This window comes from Faecalibacterium prausnitzii (assembly GCF_003324185.1).
GTDB lineage: Bacteria > Bacillota > Clostridia > Oscillospirales > Ruminococcaceae > Faecalibacterium > Faecalibacterium prausnitzii.
On sequence record NZ_PXUP01000001.1, the window covers coordinates 170739 to 191803 of the forward strand.

A 21065-nucleotide genomic window follows, 5' to 3' on the forward strand; every position below is an offset into this window, starting at 1 on the left:
CCGGCGCTGCTGTGTGTGGCATTTTTGTTGCACTTCGCTCGAATAATGTTGTTAAAAAGTGTGAAAAAACTATTTCAAAACGACTTAAACCGTGTTATACTGATTATAAAGTATACAAACCGACCGCAATCGGCTTATCCGTATTGAAACTATCCAAATTGTGAGGAATCGTTATGTCAGAGGAACGAAAGACCAAAACAGATGCCGCCGCACCGGCATCTGCTGCGTTGGAGCGGATCGACCGCAAGGACGCATTTTTACAGGCCCTGCATACATTCCTGACCGCGCATCAGGGAACAGAATGGGCTGTTGCCGCTGTGGATATCCAGCACTTCAAACTTTATAACGAGCTTTACGGCACCGAAAAGGGCGATGCTCTGCTGGAAACTGTGGCAAACTGTCTGCTGGGTTACAGCAGGCAGACCGGCTATCCTGTGGGCTATTTTGGAAACGATGACTTTTTCCTGTGCCTGCCGGACGAAAAGGCCGAGCAGACTGCTGTGCTTGCTACGCTGCAGGCCTGCATGGCTGCCGGAAGGCAGGATGTCACCTTCTTTATGGTAATGGGCGTGTGCCCTGTGCAGGCAAACCCCGGTGCAGATGCCGCCACCCTGTGCAACTACGCGCAGATCGCCGGTGTGACGACCGACAGCGGCTACCTGCACCGCTTTGAGCCCACCATGCTCAACGAGCTGAAAGAACAGCAGCAGCTGCTGGGCGAGCTGGAGCACGCACTGGACAACCACGAATTCTGCTTCTTTTTGCAGCCCAAGTGTAACAGCATCACCCGCGCCATCGTGGGCATGGAGGCACTGGTGCGCTGGAACCATCCCACCCGGGGCTGTGTTCCCCCTGCCGAGTTCATGCCGCTGCTGGAGCGCACCGGCCTTGTGACAAGGTTGGACCAGTACATCTGGGAATCCGTCTGCCAGACCCTGCAGAAGTGGCAGGAGAGCGGCAGCAACCTTGTGCCGGTGTCGGTGAACGTTTCGGTGCAGGATATCCTCAATCTGGATGTGCCGCAGATCTTTGCAGATCTGGTGGAAAAATATAAGCTGGAGCCCAAACTCCTGCTGGCTGAGATCACCGAGACCATGGTGGCCGAGGACACCCAGATGGTGGAAAACGCCATTCAGGGCCTGCACCGCAAGGGCTTTGCGGTGATGATGGACGACTTCGGCAGCGGGTATTCCTCGCTGAATATGCTCAAGGATACCAACGTCGATGCCATCAAGCTGGACATGAAGCTCATCGACATGAATCAGGAGAACCGCAGCAAGGGCGTGCAGATCGTGGAGTCGGTGGTGGATATGGCACACCGGCTGAACCTGCCCATCATCGCCGAGGGTGTGGAGACCCCGGAGCAGGTGTCCATGCTGCAGGCGGCAGACTGCCTGTACTCGCAGGGCTACTACTTCTTCAAGCCCATGCCGGTGGAAAACGCCGAAAAACTGCTGGCAGATCCCACCAATCAGGATTACTGGGATCTGCGCCGCGACCTGATGCGCCGTGACCGCCGGGTGGAGAACCCGGGCACCGAAAAGACTGCGCTGGCCTTGCAGGCCTACCAGATCTTTACCGATAACGTGCTGGTGATCGCGCTGCTGAACCTTGCCACCGGTGCGTACCGGGTGATCAAGCGGGACGCCCGCCTGCTGGATCCGGATCTGGAAAAAGAAGAAGATTTTGTCAACTACTGCGACCGTCTGGTGAACGAGAAGATCGTGCACGAGGAGGACGCAGACCTGTTCTTGGAGCAGACCGATCTGGAGGCCTTGCGCTCTGTGCTGTACCACGCCACTGCGCCGGAGTTCTACCGCTACCGCGAGAACGTGTCCGGCCAGTATATCTGGGTCACCACAGAGGTGCTGCCCTGCCGGGGCTGCTGCGCCCAGAACCCGTGGGCGACCGTGCTGGTGCGCAACGACGCACAGGCCGACCAGCTCAGCGAGGAGCTGGACTTCTCTTACAGCCACGATACCCTGACCGGCCTTGCCAACCGCAGCCGGTACGAAGCCGACCTGCGGGAGCTGCCCAACAGCGGGTACGAATCCGTGGTGTGCACCTACATTGATGTGGTGGGGATGCACGAGGTAAACGAGCATCTGGGTCACCGCAGCGGCGACACCCTGCTGTGCTGTCTGGCAAATGCCGCCCGCAAGTTCTTTGCCACCAGCCGGGTGTACCGCATCGGCAGCGATGAATTTGTCATCCTGACCCCCAACGAGCCGCCTTACAGCGTGTGGAGCACTGCGGACCGGATGCGCGCCTTTTTGAAGGAAAAGGACTATGTTATTTCCGTAGGCATCCAGCAGACCGCCGACCTGCGCCATCTGGACGAAGCTGTGGCCAAGGCTGAGGCTGCCATGCGGCAGGACCGGCAGGCTTACTACGACCACAACGGCCGCGCCCGCCAGCTGGAAGGCCTGAACGAAAAGATGGAGCGCACCCTGCAGGAAAAGCGGGATGCCGAACACTTTTTAAAGGTGCTTGCCCCCAAATACAAGACAGTAATCGTGGTGGACTTGCAGGAGGACACCGTGCGCCCCGTTATTGTGCCGGACGACTTCCAGTCCGTTCTGGACACCTGCGGCGGCTCTTTCCGCGCTGCGTTGACCAACTACCGCGACAAGCTGGTAGCGCCCGAGGACAGAGAAAACTTTGCAAAGTTGTTCGATTTCGGCCTTGTGCGCAGCACCGTGTTCAGCAGCAACCTGCTGGAGCATCGCTACCGCAAGACGGATGGCCGCAGCTTCTGCATCCGTGTGACCCCCTACTCCCGCAGCGGCTCCCACATCAACGAGGTGCTGTGGATCTTCGCGGATGAAGAGGTAGAGTAAAATATTTTTATAAGCAGAAAAGCAGCCAGACCGCCCGGTCTGGCTGCTTTTCTTTAGCGTGCGCCCTCTCAGGCGCTCCCGCGCCAGCTCCCCCGAAGGGGGAGCCAAGCCATCACGTTCGTTGCTAAAGTATTAGGTGAAATGAGAAAGCTTCCGGCAGTGCTCTTGGCTCTCCCTTTGGGAGAGCTGGCAAAGCCGTAGGCTTTGACTGAGAGGGCGCAGTCCGCCGTCTTGCAAATGCGCAGGGATGTGCTATAATAGAAATTACTTATTCCATACAATCTATGTGGGTATATGGGCGGCCGCCCGCTGTTCCCGCAAAGCAAGGAGCTTTTTTATGCAGCATCTGTCCCGAACCGTTTCCCCCACCCTGCCGCACCCCTGCCTGCGGGCGCTGCGGGCGGCTTTTCCGCAGACCATCCCGGTGCTGGCAGGTTATTTTGTGCTGGGGCTGGGCTACGGCATCTATGTGCAGTCCTTGGGGCTGCCGGTGTGGATGCCCATGCTCATGGGCACTGTCGTGTACGGCGGCTCGCTGGAATTCGTGCTGGCAAGCCTGCTGCTGGGCGCGTTCTCGCCGCTGTCGGCCTTTCTGATGGCGCTGATGATCCAGGCGCGGCACCTGTTCTACGGCCTTGCCATGCTGGAGCGCTACAAGGGCTACGGCTGGCGCAGCTTTTACATGATCTTTGCCATGAGCGACGAGACCTTTTCCATCACCTGCTCGGCAACGCCGCCGGAAGGGGTGGACAAGGGCTGGTTCATGTTCTTCATCACCCTGCTGGATCAGCTTTACTGGGTGGGCAGCGCCGGGCTTGGGGCTGCGCTGGGCACGGTGCTGCCCTTCAGCACCGAGGGCGTGGATTTTGTCATGACCGCAATGTTCACGGTCATCTTCCTGAACCAGTGGGAAAAAGATCAGCAGCACGGCAGTGCCCTGATCGGGCTTGCCGTGCCGCTGGTGTGCTTGATGGTATTTGGCTCCGGCAGCTTTCTGCTGCCGTCCATGGGCGGCATTCTGGTGCTGCTGCTGGCCTTGCGCCGTCCGATGGAAAAAGCAGCCGGGGAGGTAGAGGAATGACGGCAGTTCAGATGGGGCTTACCATTGCGGTGTGCACCGCCGCCACCATGCTTACCCGTTTTTTGCCGTTTCTGATCTTTTCCAGCAAGGAGCAGCAGCCGCCGGAGGTGGTGCGGTATCTGGGGCGGGTGCTGCCCGCCGCCATCTTCGGGATGCTCATCGTCTATTGCCTGAAGGGGGTCACCCCGTTCTCCGGCAGTCACGGCATCCCGGAAGCGCTTGCGCTGCTGGCCACCATTGCGCTGCACAAGTGGAAGCACCAGACCCTGCTCAGCGTGGCCGGGGGCACGTTATGTTATGTACTGCTGGTGCAGCTGGTGTTCTGAAAAATGGCTCAGTGATAGAAGGTGTCAAAGTTCACCTGACGGTAGAACCGCTGCTGCAGCTGGTCAAAGCTTTCACAGTTCTGCGCCAGCAGCCACATACTTTTGGTCACCACCGCCTCGATGGTCATATCGTGGGCCTCTAAAAAGCGGAAACGGTTGCGCACCCGCTTGCCCACTTCGTACACGCCCACGTCGCTGCCCTCGTAGGTGACCTGCGTGGTCATGATGAGCACTTTGTGGGTGGTCTCGTAATCGCCCAGCCCGGCGGCAAAGGCGTCCATCAGCTGCTGCGGGATGCCGCCCACGCCGAAACTTTCCACGATGACGCAGTCGTACAGGTGGAAGATCTCCGGGATGAGTGCCGGGGACATGCCCGGGGTCAGCTTGAGCAGGAACACCCGGCTGTCCAGCGTGCGGCTGAACTCCACCGGGCCGGTGGGCCACGGCGAGGGGATGTACCGCACCAGCCGGTCGCCCTGCACCAGCGCCAGCTCCGGGAAGTTGACCGAGGCAAAGGCGTCGTAGCTGATGGTCTTGTTCTTCTTGGCGCGGGTGCCCGCGATGACGTGCCCGCCAAACACCACCATCACGCCCCGGCTGCCCGGGTCGATGGCGCAGACCACACTGTCCCGCAGGTTTTTCTTGGCATCCGTGATCTCGTTGGAGATGGGCTGCTGCGCGCCGGTGAGGATGATGGGCTTATCCGCGTTCTGGATGAGATAAGAGAGCGCCGCCGCAGAGTACGCCAGCGTATCCGTGCCGTGGCAGATGATAAAGCCATCGTACAGGGCGTAGTTTTCCTGAATGGCGCGTGCCATCATGAGCCAGTGCTCCTGTCCGAGGTCGGTACTGTCGATGCTGCACAGCGCCAGCGTTTCCGGGCAGCACAGCTCCTTCAATTCCGGCAGATGCGCAAGCAGCTCCTCGCTGGAAAGCACGGGCTTCAGCCCCTGCTGGGTGCGCACGCTGGCAATGGTGCCGCCGGTGGTGATGAAAAGCAGACGTTGTTTGGACATAAAGCAAAAGCCCCCTGTGGCAGAAATTTTAACATGACAACAGTATAGCACACGCCCCGGAGCTTGAACAGTGCCCGCCGCCCAAAAAGTTTTTGCGACCCGGTCACAGAAATCTGCGCGGCTTTGGTGTATAATAAGGGCAAAAGAACCATGCAAAGGAGCAACACCATGTCCAACATCGTCATCGTAGGTTCCGGTCCGGCGGGGGTGTCCGCTGCCCTGTATGCCGTGCGCGCCGGGGTGCAGACCACCGTGCTGACCAAGGGCTCCGGGGCGCTGGCACGCGCCGAAAAAATCGAAAATTATTATGGCTTCGCCCAGCCGGTCTCCGGGCCGGAGCTGGAACGCCGCAGCATCGAGAACGCCCGGCGGCTGGGGGTGCAATTCGTGCAGACCGAGGCCGTGGGGCTGACATGGACCGACCGTCTGACCGTGGAAACGCTGGCGGGCGCGTACCCGGCAGACGCGGTCATTCTGGCCACCGGCGCTTCCCGCGCGGTGCCCCGCATCCCGGGGCTGACCGGGCTGGAAGGCCACGGCGTAAGCTGGTGCGCCGCCTGCGATGCCTTTTTCTACCGCGGCAAGGATGTGGCGGTGCTGGGCAGCGGCGAGTACGCCCTGCATGAGGTGCAGGCGCTTTTGCCGGTGGTAAAAAGCGTCACCCTGCTGACGAACGGCGCAGCCCTGACCGCAGACTTCCCGCCCGAGGTGAGCGTCTGCACCCAAAAGGTGGAGGCCATTCTGGGCGAGCAGACCGTCACCGGCGTGCAGCTGGCGGACGGCGCGGTGCGGGCAGTATCCGGCGTATTTGTGGCGCTGGGCGTGGCGGGCAGCACCGCACTGGCCCGGAAGCTGGGCGCTGCCGTAGAGGGCAGCCGCATCGTGGTGGACGACAAAATGCAGACTACCGTGCCCGGCCTGTACGCCGCCGGAGACTGCACCGGCGGGCTGTTGCAGGTGGCAAAGGCCGTTTACGAGGGCGCACTGGCGGGTACGGAAGCCGCCAAGGCGCTGCGAAAGGGGTGAACCGTATGGCAGAAGCATCTCCGCACGCCCGGTGCTTGGCCTGTGCGTTTCCGTTCTGGGAGCAGCTGACCCCGGAAGAACAGGAGCGGCTGTGCCGCTTTACCCGCCCGGTGCACTACGCCAAGGGCGCCCGGGTGCACAGCCCGCTGGAAAGCTGTGTGGGCATCCTTTTGCTGCGCAGCGGGCAATTGCGCTCCTATCTGCTGTCCGAGGACGGCAGGGACGTGACGCTGTACCGCCTGTTCGGCGGGGAGGTGTGCATCCTGTCTGCCTCCTGCGTGATGGACGCGGTGAACATCGACCTCTACATCGACGCGGAGGAGGACACCGAAGCGCTGTGCATCAGCGCGGGCATCTTCCGGCAGCTGATGCAGGAAAACGTCTATGTGCGCTGCTACGCCTACCAGATGACGGCAGAGCGCTTTTCCGATACCATGTGGACGATGCAGCAGATTCTGTTCATGAGTGCCGACCGGCGGCTGGCGATCTTTCTGACCGACGAGCTTGCCAAGACCGGCGGCGCGGACCTCCGCATGACCCATGACCAGATGGCAAAGTACATGGGCTCTGCCCGCGAGGTAGTGAGCCGGATGCTCAAATATTTTGCGCAGGAGGGCTGGGTGCGGCTGTATCGCGGCGGCGTGCAGGTGCTGGATAAGAAAAAACTGCAAGCGCTGGCAAGAGGAGAATAAGAGATAAAAAACAACACCGGAGCGTCCGAAGATGCTCCGGTGTTGTTTGGTTTATCCTCAGGAGATCGCGTCCACGTCCCACTTCATGCGGACGGCGTCGGCGCCGTCCAGCTTGATGTGCAGCGCACCGGCGTTGTCCAGTACCTGCTCCGGCTTGCGGGCACCGCACAGAACGTGCAGCCCCGGGATCATGCGGGCGGTCATGGCAATGACCAGCTGCGCCATGGTGCAGTCGTACTTCTCGGTCAGATCGTCCCACTTTGCCAGCAGTTCCAGCGCCTGTGCCCGGCGGGTGGGCTGGAAGCAGGGGTTCGTGTTGCGGGTGCTGCCCTCCGGGTAGGTGGTGTCCATGGTCACCTTGCCGGTCAGAAGCCCCTGTTCCAGCGGGGAATACGCCTGTACCGAAACGCCCAGCTCCTTGCAGGTGGGCAGCAGCTGCTTTTCAATGCGGCGGGTCAGCAGGCTGTACTTTTCCTGAATGACGTCCAGCTGGCCGTAGCGGCAGTAGCCCCGGATGATGTCGGAAGTGACGTTGGAAGCACCGATGGCGCGGATCTTGCCCTGCTCCTTCAGCTTCATCATGGCTTCCATGGTCTCTTCCAGCGGGTACACGCCGAAGTCCGGGCTCTGCCAGTGGGTGTACAGCACGTCCAGATGGTCGGTGTGCAGACGGCGCAGGCTGTCCTCCACGTCCTCGATGATGCTCTTGGCGGAGAGGTCGCGGTACACCTGCACTCCGTCCACTACCTTGTGCAGGATGGGGGTCTCGTGCCGCCACTCCAGGCCGCACTTGGTGGAAAGCACCACCTTGTCGCGGTCGATGTGCTTCATGGCCTCGCCCACCACTTCCTCGCTGTGGTACAGCCCGTAGATGGGTGCAGTGTCGATCCACTGGATGCCCTGCTCCACGGCGGTCTGGATGGCCTTTACGGACAGTGCGTCGTCGTTATCGCCCCACCATGCACCGCCGCCGATGGCCCATGTACCCATGCCCAGAAACGGCACGGCGATGCCGCTTTTGCCAATGTTGATATTCTGCATATACTTTACCCTCCGTGCCAGCAGTGTTCCCCGCAATGGGAACCCTCATTCTGATGTCTGGCATTCTATGTTGTATTCTTGGTTGCTATATAAAAAAGGCTGCGGAGCGCAGATGCACTCCGCAGCGCTCTTTTATCAGATGTTGCCGAACTCGCTCAGCTGCAAGCTCTCGTTGTGGGTCTCGGCCCAGCGCACCGCCCAGTCGGAGGTGAACAGCAGCAGACGGTTGCCCTTCATGTCCTCCACAGCCTTGGTGTCGCTGGTCAGGTCCAGATCCCGCAGATTGTAGGTGTCGGGGTCGTTCTGCACCCAGCGCAGCTGCTCAAAGGGCAGCTGCTGCATGCGGATCTCCACGTTGTACTCGGTGTTCAGGCGGTACTCCAGCACTTCCAGCTGCAGCACGCCGACCACGCCGACCACCACTTCTTCCATGCCGCCGCCCACTTCGCGGAAGATCTGGATGGCGCCTTCCTGCGCGATCTGCTCCATACCCTTCACGAACTGCTTGCGCTTCATGGTGTCCTTCTGCTCAATGCGGGCAAAGTGCTCCGGGGAGAAGGTGGGGATGCCCGCGAACTGGACCTTCTTTTTGCCGGTGCACAGGGTGTCGCCGATGGAGAAGATGCCCGGGTCGAACAGGCCGATGATGTCGCCGGCGTAGGCCTCGTCCACGATGGCGCGGTCCTGCGCCATCAGCTGGGTGCCGGTGGCCAGCTTGATGTTCTTGCCCTCCTGCACATGGTAGGCTTCCATGCCGCGCTCGAACTTGCCGGAGCAGATGCGCATAAAGGCAATACGGTCGCGGTGGGCCTTGTTCATGTTGGCCTGAATTTTAAAGATGAAAGCGGAGAACTCGTCCCGGCAGGGGTCCACCGGCTCGCCGGTCAGGCTGTCCACGCGGGCCAGCGGGGCAGAGGTGAGCCGCAGGAAGTTTTCAAGGAAGGGCTCCACGCCGAAGTTGGTCAATGCAGAGCCGAAGAACACGGGGCTCAGCTCACCGCGCAGCACCTTGTCCAGATCAAACTCCTCGGCAGCGCCGTCCAGCAGCTCGATCTCGTCCACCAGCTGCTGGTGCAGGTAGGGGGTCAGCAGCTCGTCCAGTGCGGGGTCGCCCAGCTCGGCCTCGGTCTCGCTGACCTTCTTCACGCCGTTGGCGCGGCCATCGCTGGAAAAAGCCAGCACCTTGCGCGCGTTGCGGTCGAACACGCCCTTGAACTCCTTGCCGCAGCCGATGGGCCAGTTCATGGGGTAGGTCTTGATGCCCAGAATTTCCTCGATGTTCTCCATCAGCTCAAAGGGGTCGCGGGCTTCGCGGTCCATCTTGTTGATGAAGGTAAAAATGGGGATATGGCGCAGGGTGCACACCTTGAACAGCTTGATGGTCTGCGCCTCAACGCCCTTTGCGGCGTCGATGACCATGACGGCAGAGTCTGCCGCCATCAGGGTGCGGTAGGTATCCTCCGAGAAGTCCTGATGGCCGGGGGTATCCAGAATGTTCACGCACTTGCCGGCATAGTTGAACTGCAGCACCGAAGAGGTGACCGAGATACCACGCTGCTTTTCAATGTCCATCCAGTCGGACACGGCGTGCTTGGCGCTCTGCTTGCCCTTGACGGAACCAGCCTGATTGATGGCTCCACCGTACAGCAGCAGCTTTTCGGTAAGGGTGGTCTTACCTGCGTCGGGGTGGCTGATGATGGCGAACGTCCTGCGGCGTTCGATCTCTTCACGATTTGTCATAGATGATATTTCTCCTGAAATGGATAGAACTTCTTCCGGCATCGCTGCGCGATGCCGGAAGAAGCATTTTTACACATACGCACCTTATTCTATACGAAAACGCGTGATAATGCAAGGGTTTTCGTTATTTTTTCAGGATCAGGCAGGGCAGAGGGGCAGTTTCGGCCCAATTGGCAAAATCACACACCAGAACGGTGAAACTTTTCAGTGGAAGTGCGCGCAGAAAACGCAGCACCGCCTGTTTTTCGTCCGAGCCGATGACCGCCCCGCTGTACAGGATGGCGCTCACGATGCCGCCGGGGCGCACCGCCTGCAGCGCCGCCTGCAAGGCGGGGATGCTGCTCTGCGCGGTGGAGAATACCCCGTGGTCCGCCCCCGGCAGCCAGCCAAAGTTGAACATGACTGCATCGGCAGTGCCGGGCTGCACATACTGTAATAAGTCGGCGTGGCTGCCGCAGATGAGCTCGTACCGCTCGGCGGGCACATTTGCCTGTTCCAGCCGGGTGCGGGTGGAGCGGATGGCTTCGGGCTGCACGTCAAAGGCCAGCACCCGCCCGGCGGGGGCGGTCAGCCCGCACAGAAAGGCGGTGTCGCCGCCGTTGCCGCAGGTGGCGTCCACACACAGCTGCGGGTGCACCAGCCGGGCGGCTAAAAAGTCCTGCACAAATTTTACTGCCGTCAGGTCCGGGGTGCGGCGGCGCACCAGCTGCCCGCCCTCGGCGGCAAAGCCGAATTTGCCCCAGAAGGCAAGCTCGGCGGCGTTTTCCGGCAGCGGGGCGGTAAAAACCGTGGCAGCTTCCCGGTCATAGCCGCCAAAGCTGCGCAATACTTCTTTTAACAGGTAGGAGCCGTAGCCCTTGCGCCGCCACTGGGGCAGGATGCACAGGGCGGCAAGCCGTGCGCCCTTGGGGGCGGCAGAGAGGGTGCACTCTCCGATGCAGTCCTTTTCTTTATACAGGGCAAACCCCTGCTCAGTGCGGTGCAGTTCCATAAAAAGCTCCTCCTTGACGGGCCAATGTTCTTCCCTTACAATAGCAAGCGGAAACGCTGCTGTCAAGGGCGGAAAAACAGGACCGCATTTCACATATTCTTCACGGCGCAAGCGATTCATTTTCACATTTGACAGTTACAATAGGGACAGTTCAAAGGAACAGATGTCCCTGCGGACCGGCCTTTGAGGGAAGGATGTAGTAACATGGAAAACGAGAACAAGTGGGAATACGATTATTCCGCTTCCAATAACGAGACCGGCTACCCCAACGTGGGCAGCAGCGGCATGAATACGGCAAACCAGTATAACGAGCCGGAAGCACAGCCTGTGCGTCCGGCCGATACCGCCCCGGCAGATGGCGGCAGCGTGCCGCCCACCCCGCCGGAGCAGCCGCAGTACAGCGCCCCGGCGCAGCCGGAAAAGCCCCGCCGCAAGAAGAAGTTCAACGGCGGAAAACTGGCACGCAGCGCCGTGGCGCTGGTGCTGGCAGCAGCTATGGGCTTTGCAGGCGGCTTTGTGGGTGCAAAATACGGCGGCGGCAGCAAGGTGGTCATCCAGCAGGTGGAGCGCCCGGCCAGCTCTGACAGCAGCACCGACAGCACCGGCAATTCCATCAGTGCCACCAGCGGCACCGGCCTGAGCACCGCACAGGTAGCCGAGATGGTCAGCCCCAGCGTGGTGGTCATCACCACCGAGCAGGTGGTCTACTCTCAGTGGTCGTGGTACGGCCAGAGTCAGGTGGAGAGCGGCGCGGGCAGCGGCGTCATCATCAGCTCGGACGGCTATATCCTCACCTGCGCCCATGTGGTGAGCGGCGCTTCCAACATCACCGTGAGCATCGGCGACAAGGATTACCCCGCTACGCTGGTGGGCGAGGATACCACCAGTGATATCGCCGTGGTGAAGGTCGATGCTACCGGCCTGACCCCCGCCACCGTGGGTGACAGCGACAACCTGAAGGTGGGCGAGAGCGTCATGGCTGTTGGCAACCCCTTGGGTGAGCTGGGCGGCACCGTGACCAGCGGCATCGTCAGCGCCCTGAACCGCAGCGTCAGCATTCAGGGTTCCAGCTCTGTCAACACCATGTCCCTGATCCAGATGGATGCCTCCGTCAGCCCCGGCAACTCCGGCGGCGGCCTGTTCAACATGAACGGTGAGCTGGTGGGCATCGTCAATGCAAAGTCCTCCGACAGCGATGCCGAGGGTCTGGGCTTTGCCATCCCGGTAAATGACGCCGTCAAGGTGGCGCAGGAGCTGCTGGAAAACGGCTATGTGACCGGGCGTCCCTATCTGGGCATCAGCTACTATGCTGTGACCGACGCCCAGACCGCTGCCCAGCTGGGCGTGAACGCCTATGGTGTCTACATCGTGGAAGTGGTCAAGGGCGGCCCCGCCGACAAGGCGGGCTTGCAGGCCGGTGACCGCATCGTGAGCGTAGACGGCAGCGAGGTGGCCACCCAGAGCGACCTTGGCACCCTGATGCAGAACCACAAGGCCGGTGACACCATCGAGATCACCGTCGCACGCGGCGGCCAGATGCAGACCGTTAACGTCACCCTTGGCGAAAAGGGCGCAGAGAATAACTGAAAATAGTAAAAAGGCGAGAGTCCTCCGTTTTTTCGGAAGGCTCTCGCTTTTTTGTTTGTACCGCGCTCCGCGGGGGCAGAGGCTGTTGCCGAGGGATGTTCTCTTTTGACACCAAAAGAGAACCAGAAAAGTGCCAGCGATTTCGACGCGCTGGAGCCACGAAAAAGGGGCTGCTCGCCCCTTTTAACCCCAAAGAAGTGGGCTACACCGGAAAAAACTGAAGATTCACGCCTGTTCGGCGTGAAGATCTTTTAACCGTTTTTTCCGGCTCCGCCGATTTGAATCCCCTCAGTCGCTGCGCGACAGCTCCCCCAAGGGGGAGCGGGCACACCCACAGCGCCGCGCATTCAAATCGTCTTACACCGCACCAAAAATAGTGGTGCTGTACGGCGCAAGGGCGGCTTTGCCGGTAAAAATGCGGCTTTGGCCGCGCCACAGGCTGGAAGAAGTGCCGTCGCTCAGCAGCTTCCACTGCCCGGCGGGCAGGGAGACGGTGCAGGCGGTATCGGTGGGGTTATAAAAGACGCACAAAGCGCTCCACGCTGCGCCGTCGCCCCAGACGGCGGGCAGCGTCCAGCCCACCAGCGGCTGCTCCAACGCAAAGAACTGCAAAGCCTCCGGGGCGTGACGGTCGGTGCTGCCCAGCCGGGGAAAGGCTGCCCGCAGCGCCAGAAGCCCCCGGTAGTAGTCCACGAGGGCGTGGTACTGCTCGGCGCGGTTCCAGTCCAGCCGGTTCAGGGCGGGAGAAGAACGGTAGCTGTTGCTCACGCCCTTTTTGGTGCGGGCGAACTCCTCGCCCGCCTGCATGAAGGGCAGGCCGAAGCTGGTCAGGTAGATGCCCGCCGCCAGCCGGTTCTGTGCCAGCGCCACAGTGTCCCGGGCGGTGAACTCCGGCTTTTCGTACCGGACGCAGAGCAGCTTGTCCCACAGGGTGAAGTTGTCGTGGGCGGAAACATAGCTCACGATCTGGCTGGGCGCGTGGGGCGGCAGATGGTCGCTGCGGCACCATGCCGCCACCGCCCCGCCGATATCCCAGAAGCTGCCGGGCTTGCCCTCCACATAGCCCGGCTCCCGGGCATCGAAGCAGCCGCCCTTGATGGCGTCCCGGGTGTCATCGCAGAAGATGCCCACCCGCTCGTTGAGCATGGCAAGGTTCGCCTTGTTGGCCTCGTACCGGTGCAGCTGGCTGGCACCGCCCTGCCACGGCTCGCCGTACAGCAGGATGTCCCGCCCGCCGGGCAGGCTGTCCAGCGCAGTGCGCACCGCGTTGATGCTCTCGGCATCGTACAGGCCCATCAGGTCGAACCGGAAGCCGTCGATGTGGTACTCCTTTGCCCAGTAGAGGATGGAGTCGATGAGGTACCGCCGCGCCATGGGGCGCTCACTGGCAAACTCGTTGCCGCAGCCGCTGCCGTTGGAAAAGCTGCCGTCCGGGTTTTGCCGGAAAAAGTAGTACGGCACGGTGCTGTTCAGAGGATTTTCGGTGCGGTAGGTGTGGTTATACACCACGTCCATCACCACCCCGATGCCCGCCGCATGGAGGGCGGCGATCATCTCCCGGCACTCCCGGATGCGCACCTCGCCCCGGGTGGGGTCGGTGGAGTAGCTGCCCTCCGGTACGTTGAAGTTGGTGGGGTCGTAGCCCCAGTTATACTGCCGCAGCAGGGGTTTTGCCTCGTCCACGCTGCCAAAATCAAAAATGGGCATCAGCTGGACGTATTTTACCCCCAACCGCTTGAGGTAGTTCAGGCAGGTGGGGTGGATGCCATCGCCGTGCAGGGTAGTGCCCTGCTGGGTAAAGGCCATATATTTGCCCCGCCACGCCGGGCGCACCCCGCTGGCGGCATCCTGTGAGAAGTCCCGCACGCTCACCTCCCACACGGCGCGCTGCGCCGGGGGGATATTGGGGCGCACATCCCGCTCCCACCCGGAGGGCGCGGTGCGGGCAAGGTCTACGATCATGCTGCGGACGCCGTTCACCCCCGCCGCCCGGGCGTAGGGGTCGCCGGTCTCGCGGGTGACGCCGTCCACGGTGACGGCAAAGGTGTAGTAGCGGCCGTGCTGCTCCCCGGGCAGCCAGACGCTCCACACCCCCTGCGCTCCGCGCACAAGGGGCTTTGTGTCCAGCACGGCACCGCCGTCTCCCTTGTGGTATAAGGTCACGGTGACTGCTTCGGCGGTGGGGGCCCACAGCCGCAGACAGGTGCCGCCGGGGGTGTAGTCCGGGCCGAGGGGGCCGGTATAATAGTTTTCGCGGTGGAAGGGCTCGTTTTCAAACAGTGTTTTCCACTGGGCAGGCGTTTTTGCAGCCATGGTCAGCTTCATTCCTTCTTAAAAGATTCGTTATATTCAGTGTATCGGACAACAGGCTCTTTTTCAAGAGGAAATCGACGTTTACCACGGAAATCAATTTTCCGCATGAAGGCTTCCCCCGCCGCGCGGCTGTTTCCGCAGGAAACCAGCGCGGCAGCTGCCGTTTGCCGTCACGACCCCTCCCCGTGAAAATGGGGTTCAGAAACGCCCGCAGGCGTTTCTGAACCCCGAAATTTAAAATTATTTTTCCGCTGAACATGGCCAGAGCGCAAGCGGAGGCCATTCAAAATCGGCTCACTCCAGATACATCCGCCGCAGCCGCATCAGGCGGGCGGGGGTCAGGCCGTATTCGGCTTCCAGATAGCTCTCGGCGCTGCCGTAGTCCTGCCGGATGGTGCGCAGCACAAAGGGCGCAATCTCCGGGTCTACCCCGGCGGAAGTCTGCCAGCGCAGCTTTTGCGCCGGGTCGGCGGCGATCTCCGCCGCATGGTCAGCCATGGCCTTTTCGATCTCGGCGGCGCGGCAGAGGTTGGTGCGGGCATAATCCGCGCAGATGGTCTCGTCCGAAGCACCCAGCGCCAGCAGGATCAGCATGGCGGCTACGCCGGTGCGGTCCTTGCCCGCCGTGCAGTGGAACAGGATGGGCGTCTCGCCGGCTTCCAGCGCCCGGAACAGCTCTTTGAACGCCTTGTTGCCGGTGAGCATCTGCCGGTACATCAGCTGGGTGAGGCTCATCCCGGCGGGGGCGCTCTGCACCAGCCGCTGGATGTCGTTGGGAGAAAAATCGATCTCCTGCCCGGTGGCGTCCCGCAGGCCGCAGATCTGCACCAGTCGCGCGCCGTCCGGCACATAGTCCGGCAGCTTTGCGGCTTCCGCGCCGCTGCGCAGGTCAAGGATGAGCCGCAGCCCCAGCCCGTCCAGCCGGGCGCGGTCGGCTTCGGTGGTCAGCCGCCCGGTGGGAAAACCCCGGTAGATCTGTCCCCACTTTACGGTTTTGCCTTCGTCGGCATGGTAGCCGCCCAGCTCCCGGAAGTTGTTGCCGCCCGCAAAGGGCAGCTGGGTGCCCGGGACGGGATGCTCCGGGGCAGCCTTGGCGGCGGCGCTGGAAAGCACCGGCGCGGTGTAGAAGGGCTTTGCGGGCCGTCCCCGGCGGGGCGGCAGGCTGGCGGTGCTGCCCAGAACCTCTAACAGGTAGCTGCGCAGCAGGTCGATATAGGCAGAGCTGGTATCCCGCCGCTGCACCAGCGAGACGCACAGCGGGGGCATATCCTCCAGCAGCACGTCCCGCACCCGGTCCAGCTCCCGGCGGGCGCCGGGCTCGTAGCGGGTCAGGCAGGTGCACAGCTGCTCCTGCACCAGATAGTAGGCCTGATAAAAGCTGGGGCCGATCTCGGCGTTGGGTGCAAAGCCCGCCCGGGCGCAGGCCGCCCACAGCGGGCTGAACAGATCCTGCCGCAGGCTGGGCAGCAGCACCCGCTGCCCGCGCAGCTCCGCCAGCGGGATGCGCTCTTTTTCCCAGAAGGGGTGTCCCCGGGGCACCAGCAGGCAGGCGGGGTCTGCCCGCAGGGTGGTGCGCGCCAGCACCGGCGCGGCACAACCAAGGTCGATGACCAGACCCGCGTCCAGCTCGCCCTGCTCTACCCCATCGGCCACGGCGTCGTTGTCCAGCAGACGGAACCGCATCTCCACATGGGGGTACTGCTGCCGGAACTTGTCCAGCTGGGTCTCCAGCCCGGGCAGATAGTCCGGTACCAGCGCCACGCTGATGCCGATGCGTACCGGCTGGGCAGACTGGATCTCCGCCCGCAGCGCGGCCTGCATCTGCTGGAACTGCTCCACTACCGGGGCGGCATGGCGCTGCAGGCTCATGCCCCGGTCGGTGAGCGCCAGCTTGTGGTGGGCACTGATAAACAGCGGCCCGCACATCTCGGCTTCCAGCGCAGAGATGCTTTGGCGCAGCGCCTGCCGCGACAGGAACAGCCGCTGTGCGGCGCGGGTATAATTCATTTCTTCGCACAGGGTCAAAAAGTAGTGCAGCTGGCGGATATCCATGGTCTCCTCCCGGGAAAGTTTGTTCTTGAAAAAAGAATACCGCTTTTTCGGCGGAATGTAAAGAGAAGGGCAGCGTATTTTTGTTATTGCCTTTAGCGGGCTCGCCCTCTCAGGCAAAGCCTGTCGGCTTTGCCAGATTCCCCCTTTTGTCGCTGCGCGACATCTTCCCCCGGCGCGGGGGAAGTCTTTCCTCAAAGGGAGAGCCTTTGGCAGTCCACGCAAACTTCATCTCCTTGCCAAGGCCTCTCCCTTTGGGAGAGGTGGATTTGCGAAGCAAAGACGGAGAGGGCGAGGATGCTATCCGTTGTGCTCCTTCAAAAAAAGGAACACCGGAACGCCCGCAGGTGTTCCGGTGCTCCAAAGTTTAAATAGGGAAGATCAGATCAGGCTCAGAGCTTCTTCATCGCCCACCAGAATGAAGTCCGGGTGCAGCTGCAGAATGCTTGCGGGCACCTCGGGGGTGACGGGGCCGAAGAAAGCCTTCTTGACGATCTCGGCTTTGCCAGCGCCGTTGACCACCATCAGCACCTTGCGTGCCTGCATGATGGTGCGGATGCCCATGGTGTAAGCCTGCTTGGGCACCAGATCCACGTTGCCGTCAAAGAAGCGCTTGTTGGCTTCGATGGTCTCCTGGGCCAGATCCACGCAGTGGGTGCCCAGATCAAAGGCGTCGTGGGGCTCGTTGAAGCCGATGTGACCGTCATGACCGATGCCCAGCAGCTGCAGATCCACGCCGCCCACGCTGCGGATGACCTCATCATAGCGCTTGCACTCGGCCTCGGCATCCAGATTGGTGCCGTCCGGCAGGTTGATATGGGCGGGGTCGATGTTCACATGGTCGAACAGGTTGCGGTGCATAAAGCTCCAGTAGCTTTCCGGGTGCTCCTTGGGCAGGCCGCGGTACTCGTCCAGATTGACGGAGGTGACCTCAGAAAAATCCAGATCTCCCTCGTTGTAGCGCTCCACCAGCTTCTCATAGGTGCCCACGGGGGTGCCGCCGGTAGCCAGACCCAGCACGCAGTCGGGCTTCATGATGACCTGCGCAGAAATGATGTTTGCTGCCTTGCGGGACATATCAGCGTAGTCCTTTGTACGAATGATCTTCACGATAAACGACCTCTCTTCTTCATTTACTCATTGTGGGCGGCGCACAGCGGCACACGCCCGCATCTAGTCCAAGTTTATCACATTTGCCGACGGAAAGCCACAAAACGGCACAATTTTTCCGATTTTCCGTTTCTTTTGGAAAAAGTGCCTTAAAAACCGGTTGAAGTATCGTTCTTTTGCACAAAGGGGGTGCGCAGGGAGTCAGTCTGCAAACCCGGCCTTTTGCAGAGCAGTGAGCAGCAGCGGGATGAACACCAGCTGCGCCACGATGCCCGGCACGGCGGTGAACAGTGCCCCGGACAAAAAGGCGCTGAAGGGGAAGCTGCCGCCGGTCAGCCCCGCCAGCACAAAGCGCACGATGCCCCATACGATGCGCCCGGACACCATGGCGGTCAGCAGCACGGCGTACAGCGCGGGCAGGCTGTGCTTTGCCCTGCGCCACAGCAGCCCGGACACCAGCCCGTAGGTGGCCAGCTCAAAGGCCATGGAGATGGCCACCGGGAACATGGGCGGCATCCCGAACAGCACCGAGCGCAGCAGCGGGGCGGCAAAGCCCACAGCCAGCCCCCACGGGCCGCCCAGCACAAAGCCGCACAGCAGCACCGGGAAGTGCATCGGGCAGAGCATATTGCCCACCTTGGGCACCTGACCGGTGAGCAGGGGCAGCACAAAGGCCAGCGCTAAAAACAGGGCAGCCAGCACCAGCTGCCGCACGGTTTTGGTGTTTTTGGTTTTCATAAGGGTCCCTCCATTTTCAGCCGCAAAATAAAAAGGAGCCTGCCCCGGCATTCCATGCCAAAGGCAGACCCCTTCGTGGCGTCTGTTTTAAAAAAATATGCTTGCTGGGATAAGCGGCAGGCTGCTGCCCGCCCGTGCCCGGCTTCCTGCCGGAACGATGGTCAAAAGTATAACAAACCATTTTGCCCCTGTCAAGCGGGGCAGGATGTCTGCAAAATAGACAAAAATCGGCCTGTTCGCAAAAAAATTTCCCCGGGGCTGTACATTTTGCTGGAAGAAGCTTGACCTTTTTGCGCAGAATGGATAATATAAAATTGAAAAAAAGCGCGCTGCGGCAGTCTTGACGCCGGGGCGCTGACGAGAGGCTTTTTTGAGCGCATGAATTCTGAGGTTCATACGGGAGGACCATCATGACAAATGCTGAAAAACTTACCCTGAAAAAGCACGCCTGCCACATCCGCATGGGCGTGATCGAAGGGACCCACAGTGCAGGCTGTGGTCATCCGGGCGGCAGTCTGAGCATCGCAGACGTGCTGTCTTATCTGTACTTTAAGGAACTGAACGTAGACCCTGCCCAGCCCAAGATGGCAAACCGCGACCGTCTGGTGCTGTCCAAGGGTCATGCCGCCCCGGCACTGTACGCAGCGCTGGCAGAGCGGGGCTTCTTCCCGGTGGAAGAGCTCAAGACCCTGCGCAAGATCGGCAGCCGCCTGCAGGGCCACCCCAACATGAACAGTGTGCCCGGTGTGGATATGTCCACCGGCAGTCTGGGTCAGGGCATCTCTGCCGCCTGCGGCATGGCGCTGGGCGCAAAGCACGCCGGCTCTGCCGTGAACGTTTACGCCATTCTGGGCGACGGCGAGGTAGAAGAAGGCGAATGCTGGGAGGCCTTTATGTTTGCCGCCCACTACGGCCTTTCTAACCTGTGCGTGATGCTGGACCGCAACCATCTGCAGATCGACGGCACCACCGAGACGGTCATGAACAGCGCCCCGCTGGAAGATAAGCTCCGCGCCTTCAACTTCAACGTGGTCACCATCAACGGCCACGACTTTGACCAGATCGAGAGCGCCGTGCAGGCTTTCCACGCCGAGACCGAAAAGCCCACCTGCATCATTCTGGATACCGTCAAGGGCACCGGCGTTTCCTATATGACCAATTCCGTTGCATGGCACGGCAAGGGCCCCAACGATGAAGAGTATCAGGTGGCCATGAACGAGCTGAACGCCGCCTATGCCGCGCTGGAACAGGAGGAGAACTGAGATGGCAGACGTGAAAAAGATCGCGACCCGCGACAGCTACGGCAACACCCTGAAGGAGCTGGCCGCGGAAGGCCACGATGATCTGGTGGTGCTGGACGCCGATCTGGCCGCCGCTACCAAGACCGGGATGTTCCAGAAGGCATACCCGGACCGTCACTTTGACTGCGGCATCGCCGAGGGCAACATGGTAGGCGTGGCAGCAGGTCTGGCCGCTATGGGCTATGTGCCCTTTGTTTCCAGCTTTGCCATGTTTGCAGCCGGTCGTGCCTTCGAGCAGGTGCGCAACTCTGTGGGCTATCCTCACCTGAACGTGAAGATCGGCGCTACCCACGGCGGCATCTCCGTGGGCGAGGACGGCGCTTCCCACCAGTGCTGCGAGGACTTTGCCCTGATGCGCAGCATCCCCGGCATGACCGTCATCTGCCCCGCCGATGATATCGAAGCACGCGCCGCTGTGCGCGCCGCCTACGCCATGGAAGGCCCCGTCTACCTGCGCTTCGGCCGTCTGGCTGTGCCGGTGTTCCACGATGAAGCCAACTACCACTTTGAGCTGGGCAAGGGCGAGCAGCTGACCGAGGGCAACGATATTGCCATCATCGCCACCGGCCTGATGGTCAACGAAGCCCGCATGGCTGCCGAGCAGCTGGCTGCCGAGGGCATCCACGCCCGGGTCATCAACATCCACACCATTAAGCCCCTGGACGAGGAGATCGTCATCAAGGCGGCAAAGGAGTGCGGCAAGGTCATCATCGCCGAGGAGCACAACGTCATCGGCGGTCTGGGCGAAGCTGTCTGCGCCGTCCTCAGCGAGAAGCTGCCCACCCCCGTGCGCCGCGTGGGCGTGCAGGACGTGTTCGGCTGCTCCGGCCCTGCATGGGATCTGCTGAAGAAGTTCGGTCTGGACGCTGCCACCATCTGCAAGACTGCCCACGAGATGCTGGGCAAGTAAGCGCTTTTTACAGCAGTACGAATTCGATTTTTAAAGCCGCCGCACAAAACACTGTGCGGCGGCTTCTTTTTGTCCCCATAACTGTCCTCCGCACAAGAACAACTGCGAAATGAAAGCCTGCGCTTTGTCTGCATTTTATATCGAAAAGAAAAATGTGCGACTGGATTTATAAAACAAATAGAACTGTTCAAAAGCAAGAGATAAAAAAGAAATAACACGATTGTTCAAGTATATTTGTTTAAAAGTGAAATATGCTCATGGACTGAAATTGTACAAAAATCATGGGATTTTTTGGGCGTTACGT

General features: G+C 61.0%; 17 protein-coding genes. 8 read left to right on the forward strand and 9 right to left on the reverse strand.

Annotated elements, in window-relative coordinates; all coding sequences use genetic code 11:
- Window positions 1-173 precede the first annotated feature (173 nt).
- The 3 genes from C7J97_RS00800 (at window position 174) to C7J97_RS00810 (ending at window position 4247) form a co-directional block, all read left to right on the forward strand.
- The gene (locus C7J97_RS00800; protein WP_113991750.1) at window positions 174-2840 is read left to right on the forward strand and encodes a bifunctional diguanylate cyclase/phosphodiesterase; all 2667 of its coding nucleotides are present in this window, start codon (window positions 174-176) and stop codon (window positions 2838-2840) included.
- Window positions 2841-3177: 337 nt separating this feature from the next.
- Entirely contained in the window at window positions 3178-3921 is a 744-nt protein-coding gene (locus tag C7J97_RS00805; RefSeq protein WP_113991751.1) for an AzlC family ABC transporter permease, read from the forward strand.
- A complete protein-coding gene (locus tag C7J97_RS00810; RefSeq protein WP_006735387.1) occupies window positions 3918-4247 on the forward strand; it encodes a branched-chain amino acid transporter permease in 330 nt (109 codons plus the stop codon). The genes C7J97_RS00805 and C7J97_RS00810 overlap by 4 nt, the downstream gene beginning before the upstream one ends.
- A gap of 8 nt (window positions 4248-4255) precedes the next feature.
- Here the strand turns inward: C7J97_RS00810 and C7J97_RS00815 are convergent, their stop codons facing one another.
- Complete coding sequence (locus C7J97_RS00815; protein ID WP_015537162.1) at window positions 4256-5263, reverse strand: asparaginase; 1008 nt, start codon at window positions 5261-5263, stop codon at window positions 4256-4258.
- A gap of 168 nt (window positions 5264-5431) precedes the next feature.
- On the opposite strand from C7J97_RS00815, the gene C7J97_RS00820 reads away from it, so the two are divergent.
- Together C7J97_RS00820 and C7J97_RS00825 are read left to right on the forward strand one after the other, a co-directional pair.
- The gene (locus C7J97_RS00820) at window positions 5432-6289 is read left to right on the forward strand and encodes an NAD(P)/FAD-dependent oxidoreductase (RefSeq protein ID WP_015537163.1); all 858 of its coding nucleotides are present in this window, start codon (window positions 5432-5434) and stop codon (window positions 6287-6289) included.
- Window positions 6290-6294: 5 nt separating this feature from the next.
- Window positions 6295-6981 carry a Crp/Fnr family transcriptional regulator gene (locus C7J97_RS00825; protein WP_006735391.1) on the forward strand — a complete coding sequence of 229 codons (687 nt, stop codon included), beginning with the start codon at window positions 6295-6297 and terminating at the stop codon, window positions 6979-6981.
- A 57-nt stretch (window positions 6982-7038) separates the two neighbouring features.
- Here the strand turns inward: C7J97_RS00825 and C7J97_RS00830 are convergent, their stop codons facing one another.
- The 3 genes from C7J97_RS00830 to mnmM form a co-directional block, all read right to left on the reverse strand.
- Window positions 7039-8022, reverse strand: coding sequence for an aldo/keto reductase (locus C7J97_RS00830; RefSeq protein WP_113991752.1), 984 nt, complete (start codon window positions 8020-8022; stop codon window positions 7039-7041).
- A gap of 135 nt (window positions 8023-8157) precedes the next feature.
- The gene (locus C7J97_RS00835; protein ID WP_006735394.1) at window positions 8158-9762 is read right to left on the reverse strand and encodes a peptide chain release factor 3; all 1605 of its coding nucleotides are present in this window, start codon (window positions 9760-9762) and stop codon (window positions 8158-8160) included.
- A 124-nt stretch (window positions 9763-9886) separates the two neighbouring features.
- Entirely contained in the window at window positions 9887-10753 is an 867-nt protein-coding gene (mnmM, locus tag C7J97_RS00840) for a tRNA 5-(aminomethyl)-2-thiouridylate-methyltransferase MnmM (protein ID WP_242983403.1), read from the reverse strand.
- A 204-nt stretch (window positions 10754-10957) separates the two neighbouring features.
- On the opposite strand from mnmM, the gene C7J97_RS00845 reads away from it, so the two are divergent.
- Window positions 10958-12340, forward strand: coding sequence for a S1C family serine protease (locus C7J97_RS00845; protein ID WP_113991754.1), 1383 nt, complete (start codon window positions 10958-10960; stop codon window positions 12338-12340).
- 357 nt (window positions 12341-12697) lie between these two features.
- Here C7J97_RS00845 and pulA read toward each other — a convergent pair whose 3' ends face one another.
- From pulA to C7J97_RS14795, 5 genes are all read right to left on the reverse strand, one after another.
- Window positions 12698-14665 (reverse strand): type I pullulanase, encoded by a 1968-nt coding sequence (gene pulA, locus C7J97_RS00850; protein ID WP_113991755.1) that lies wholly within the window; start codon window positions 14663-14665, stop codon window positions 12698-12700.
- A 282-nt stretch (window positions 14666-14947) separates the two neighbouring features.
- Window positions 14948-16705 (reverse strand): tyrosine-protein phosphatase, encoded by a 1758-nt coding sequence (locus C7J97_RS00855; protein WP_113991756.1) that lies wholly within the window; start codon window positions 16703-16705, stop codon window positions 14948-14950.
- 378 nt (window positions 16706-17083) lie between these two features.
- Window positions 17084-17812 carry a glucosamine-6-phosphate deaminase gene (gene nagB, locus C7J97_RS00860; protein ID WP_113991757.1) on the reverse strand — a complete coding sequence of 243 codons (729 nt, stop codon included), beginning with the start codon at window positions 17810-17812 and terminating at the stop codon, window positions 17084-17086.
- Between the two features lie 201 nt (window positions 17813-18013).
- Window positions 18014-18550, reverse strand: a complete 537-nt coding sequence (locus C7J97_RS00865) for an ECF transporter S component (protein WP_113991758.1) — start codon at window positions 18548-18550, stop codon at window positions 18014-18016.
- Window positions 18551-18637: 87 nt separating this feature from the next.
- Window positions 18638-18946, reverse strand: coding sequence for a hypothetical protein (locus tag C7J97_RS14795; protein WP_147232741.1), 309 nt, complete (start codon window positions 18944-18946; stop codon window positions 18638-18640).
- A 14-nt stretch (window positions 18947-18960) separates the two neighbouring features.
- On the opposite strand from C7J97_RS14795, the gene C7J97_RS00870 reads away from it, so the two are divergent.
- Window positions 18961-19812, forward strand: coding sequence for a transketolase (locus C7J97_RS00870; protein ID WP_113991759.1), 852 nt, complete (start codon window positions 18961-18963; stop codon window positions 19810-19812).
- Between the two features lies 1 nt (window position 19813).
- Entirely contained in the window at window positions 19814-20761 is a 948-nt protein-coding gene (locus C7J97_RS00875) for a transketolase family protein (RefSeq protein ID WP_113991760.1), read from the forward strand.
- Window positions 20762-21065 lie beyond the last annotated feature (304 nt).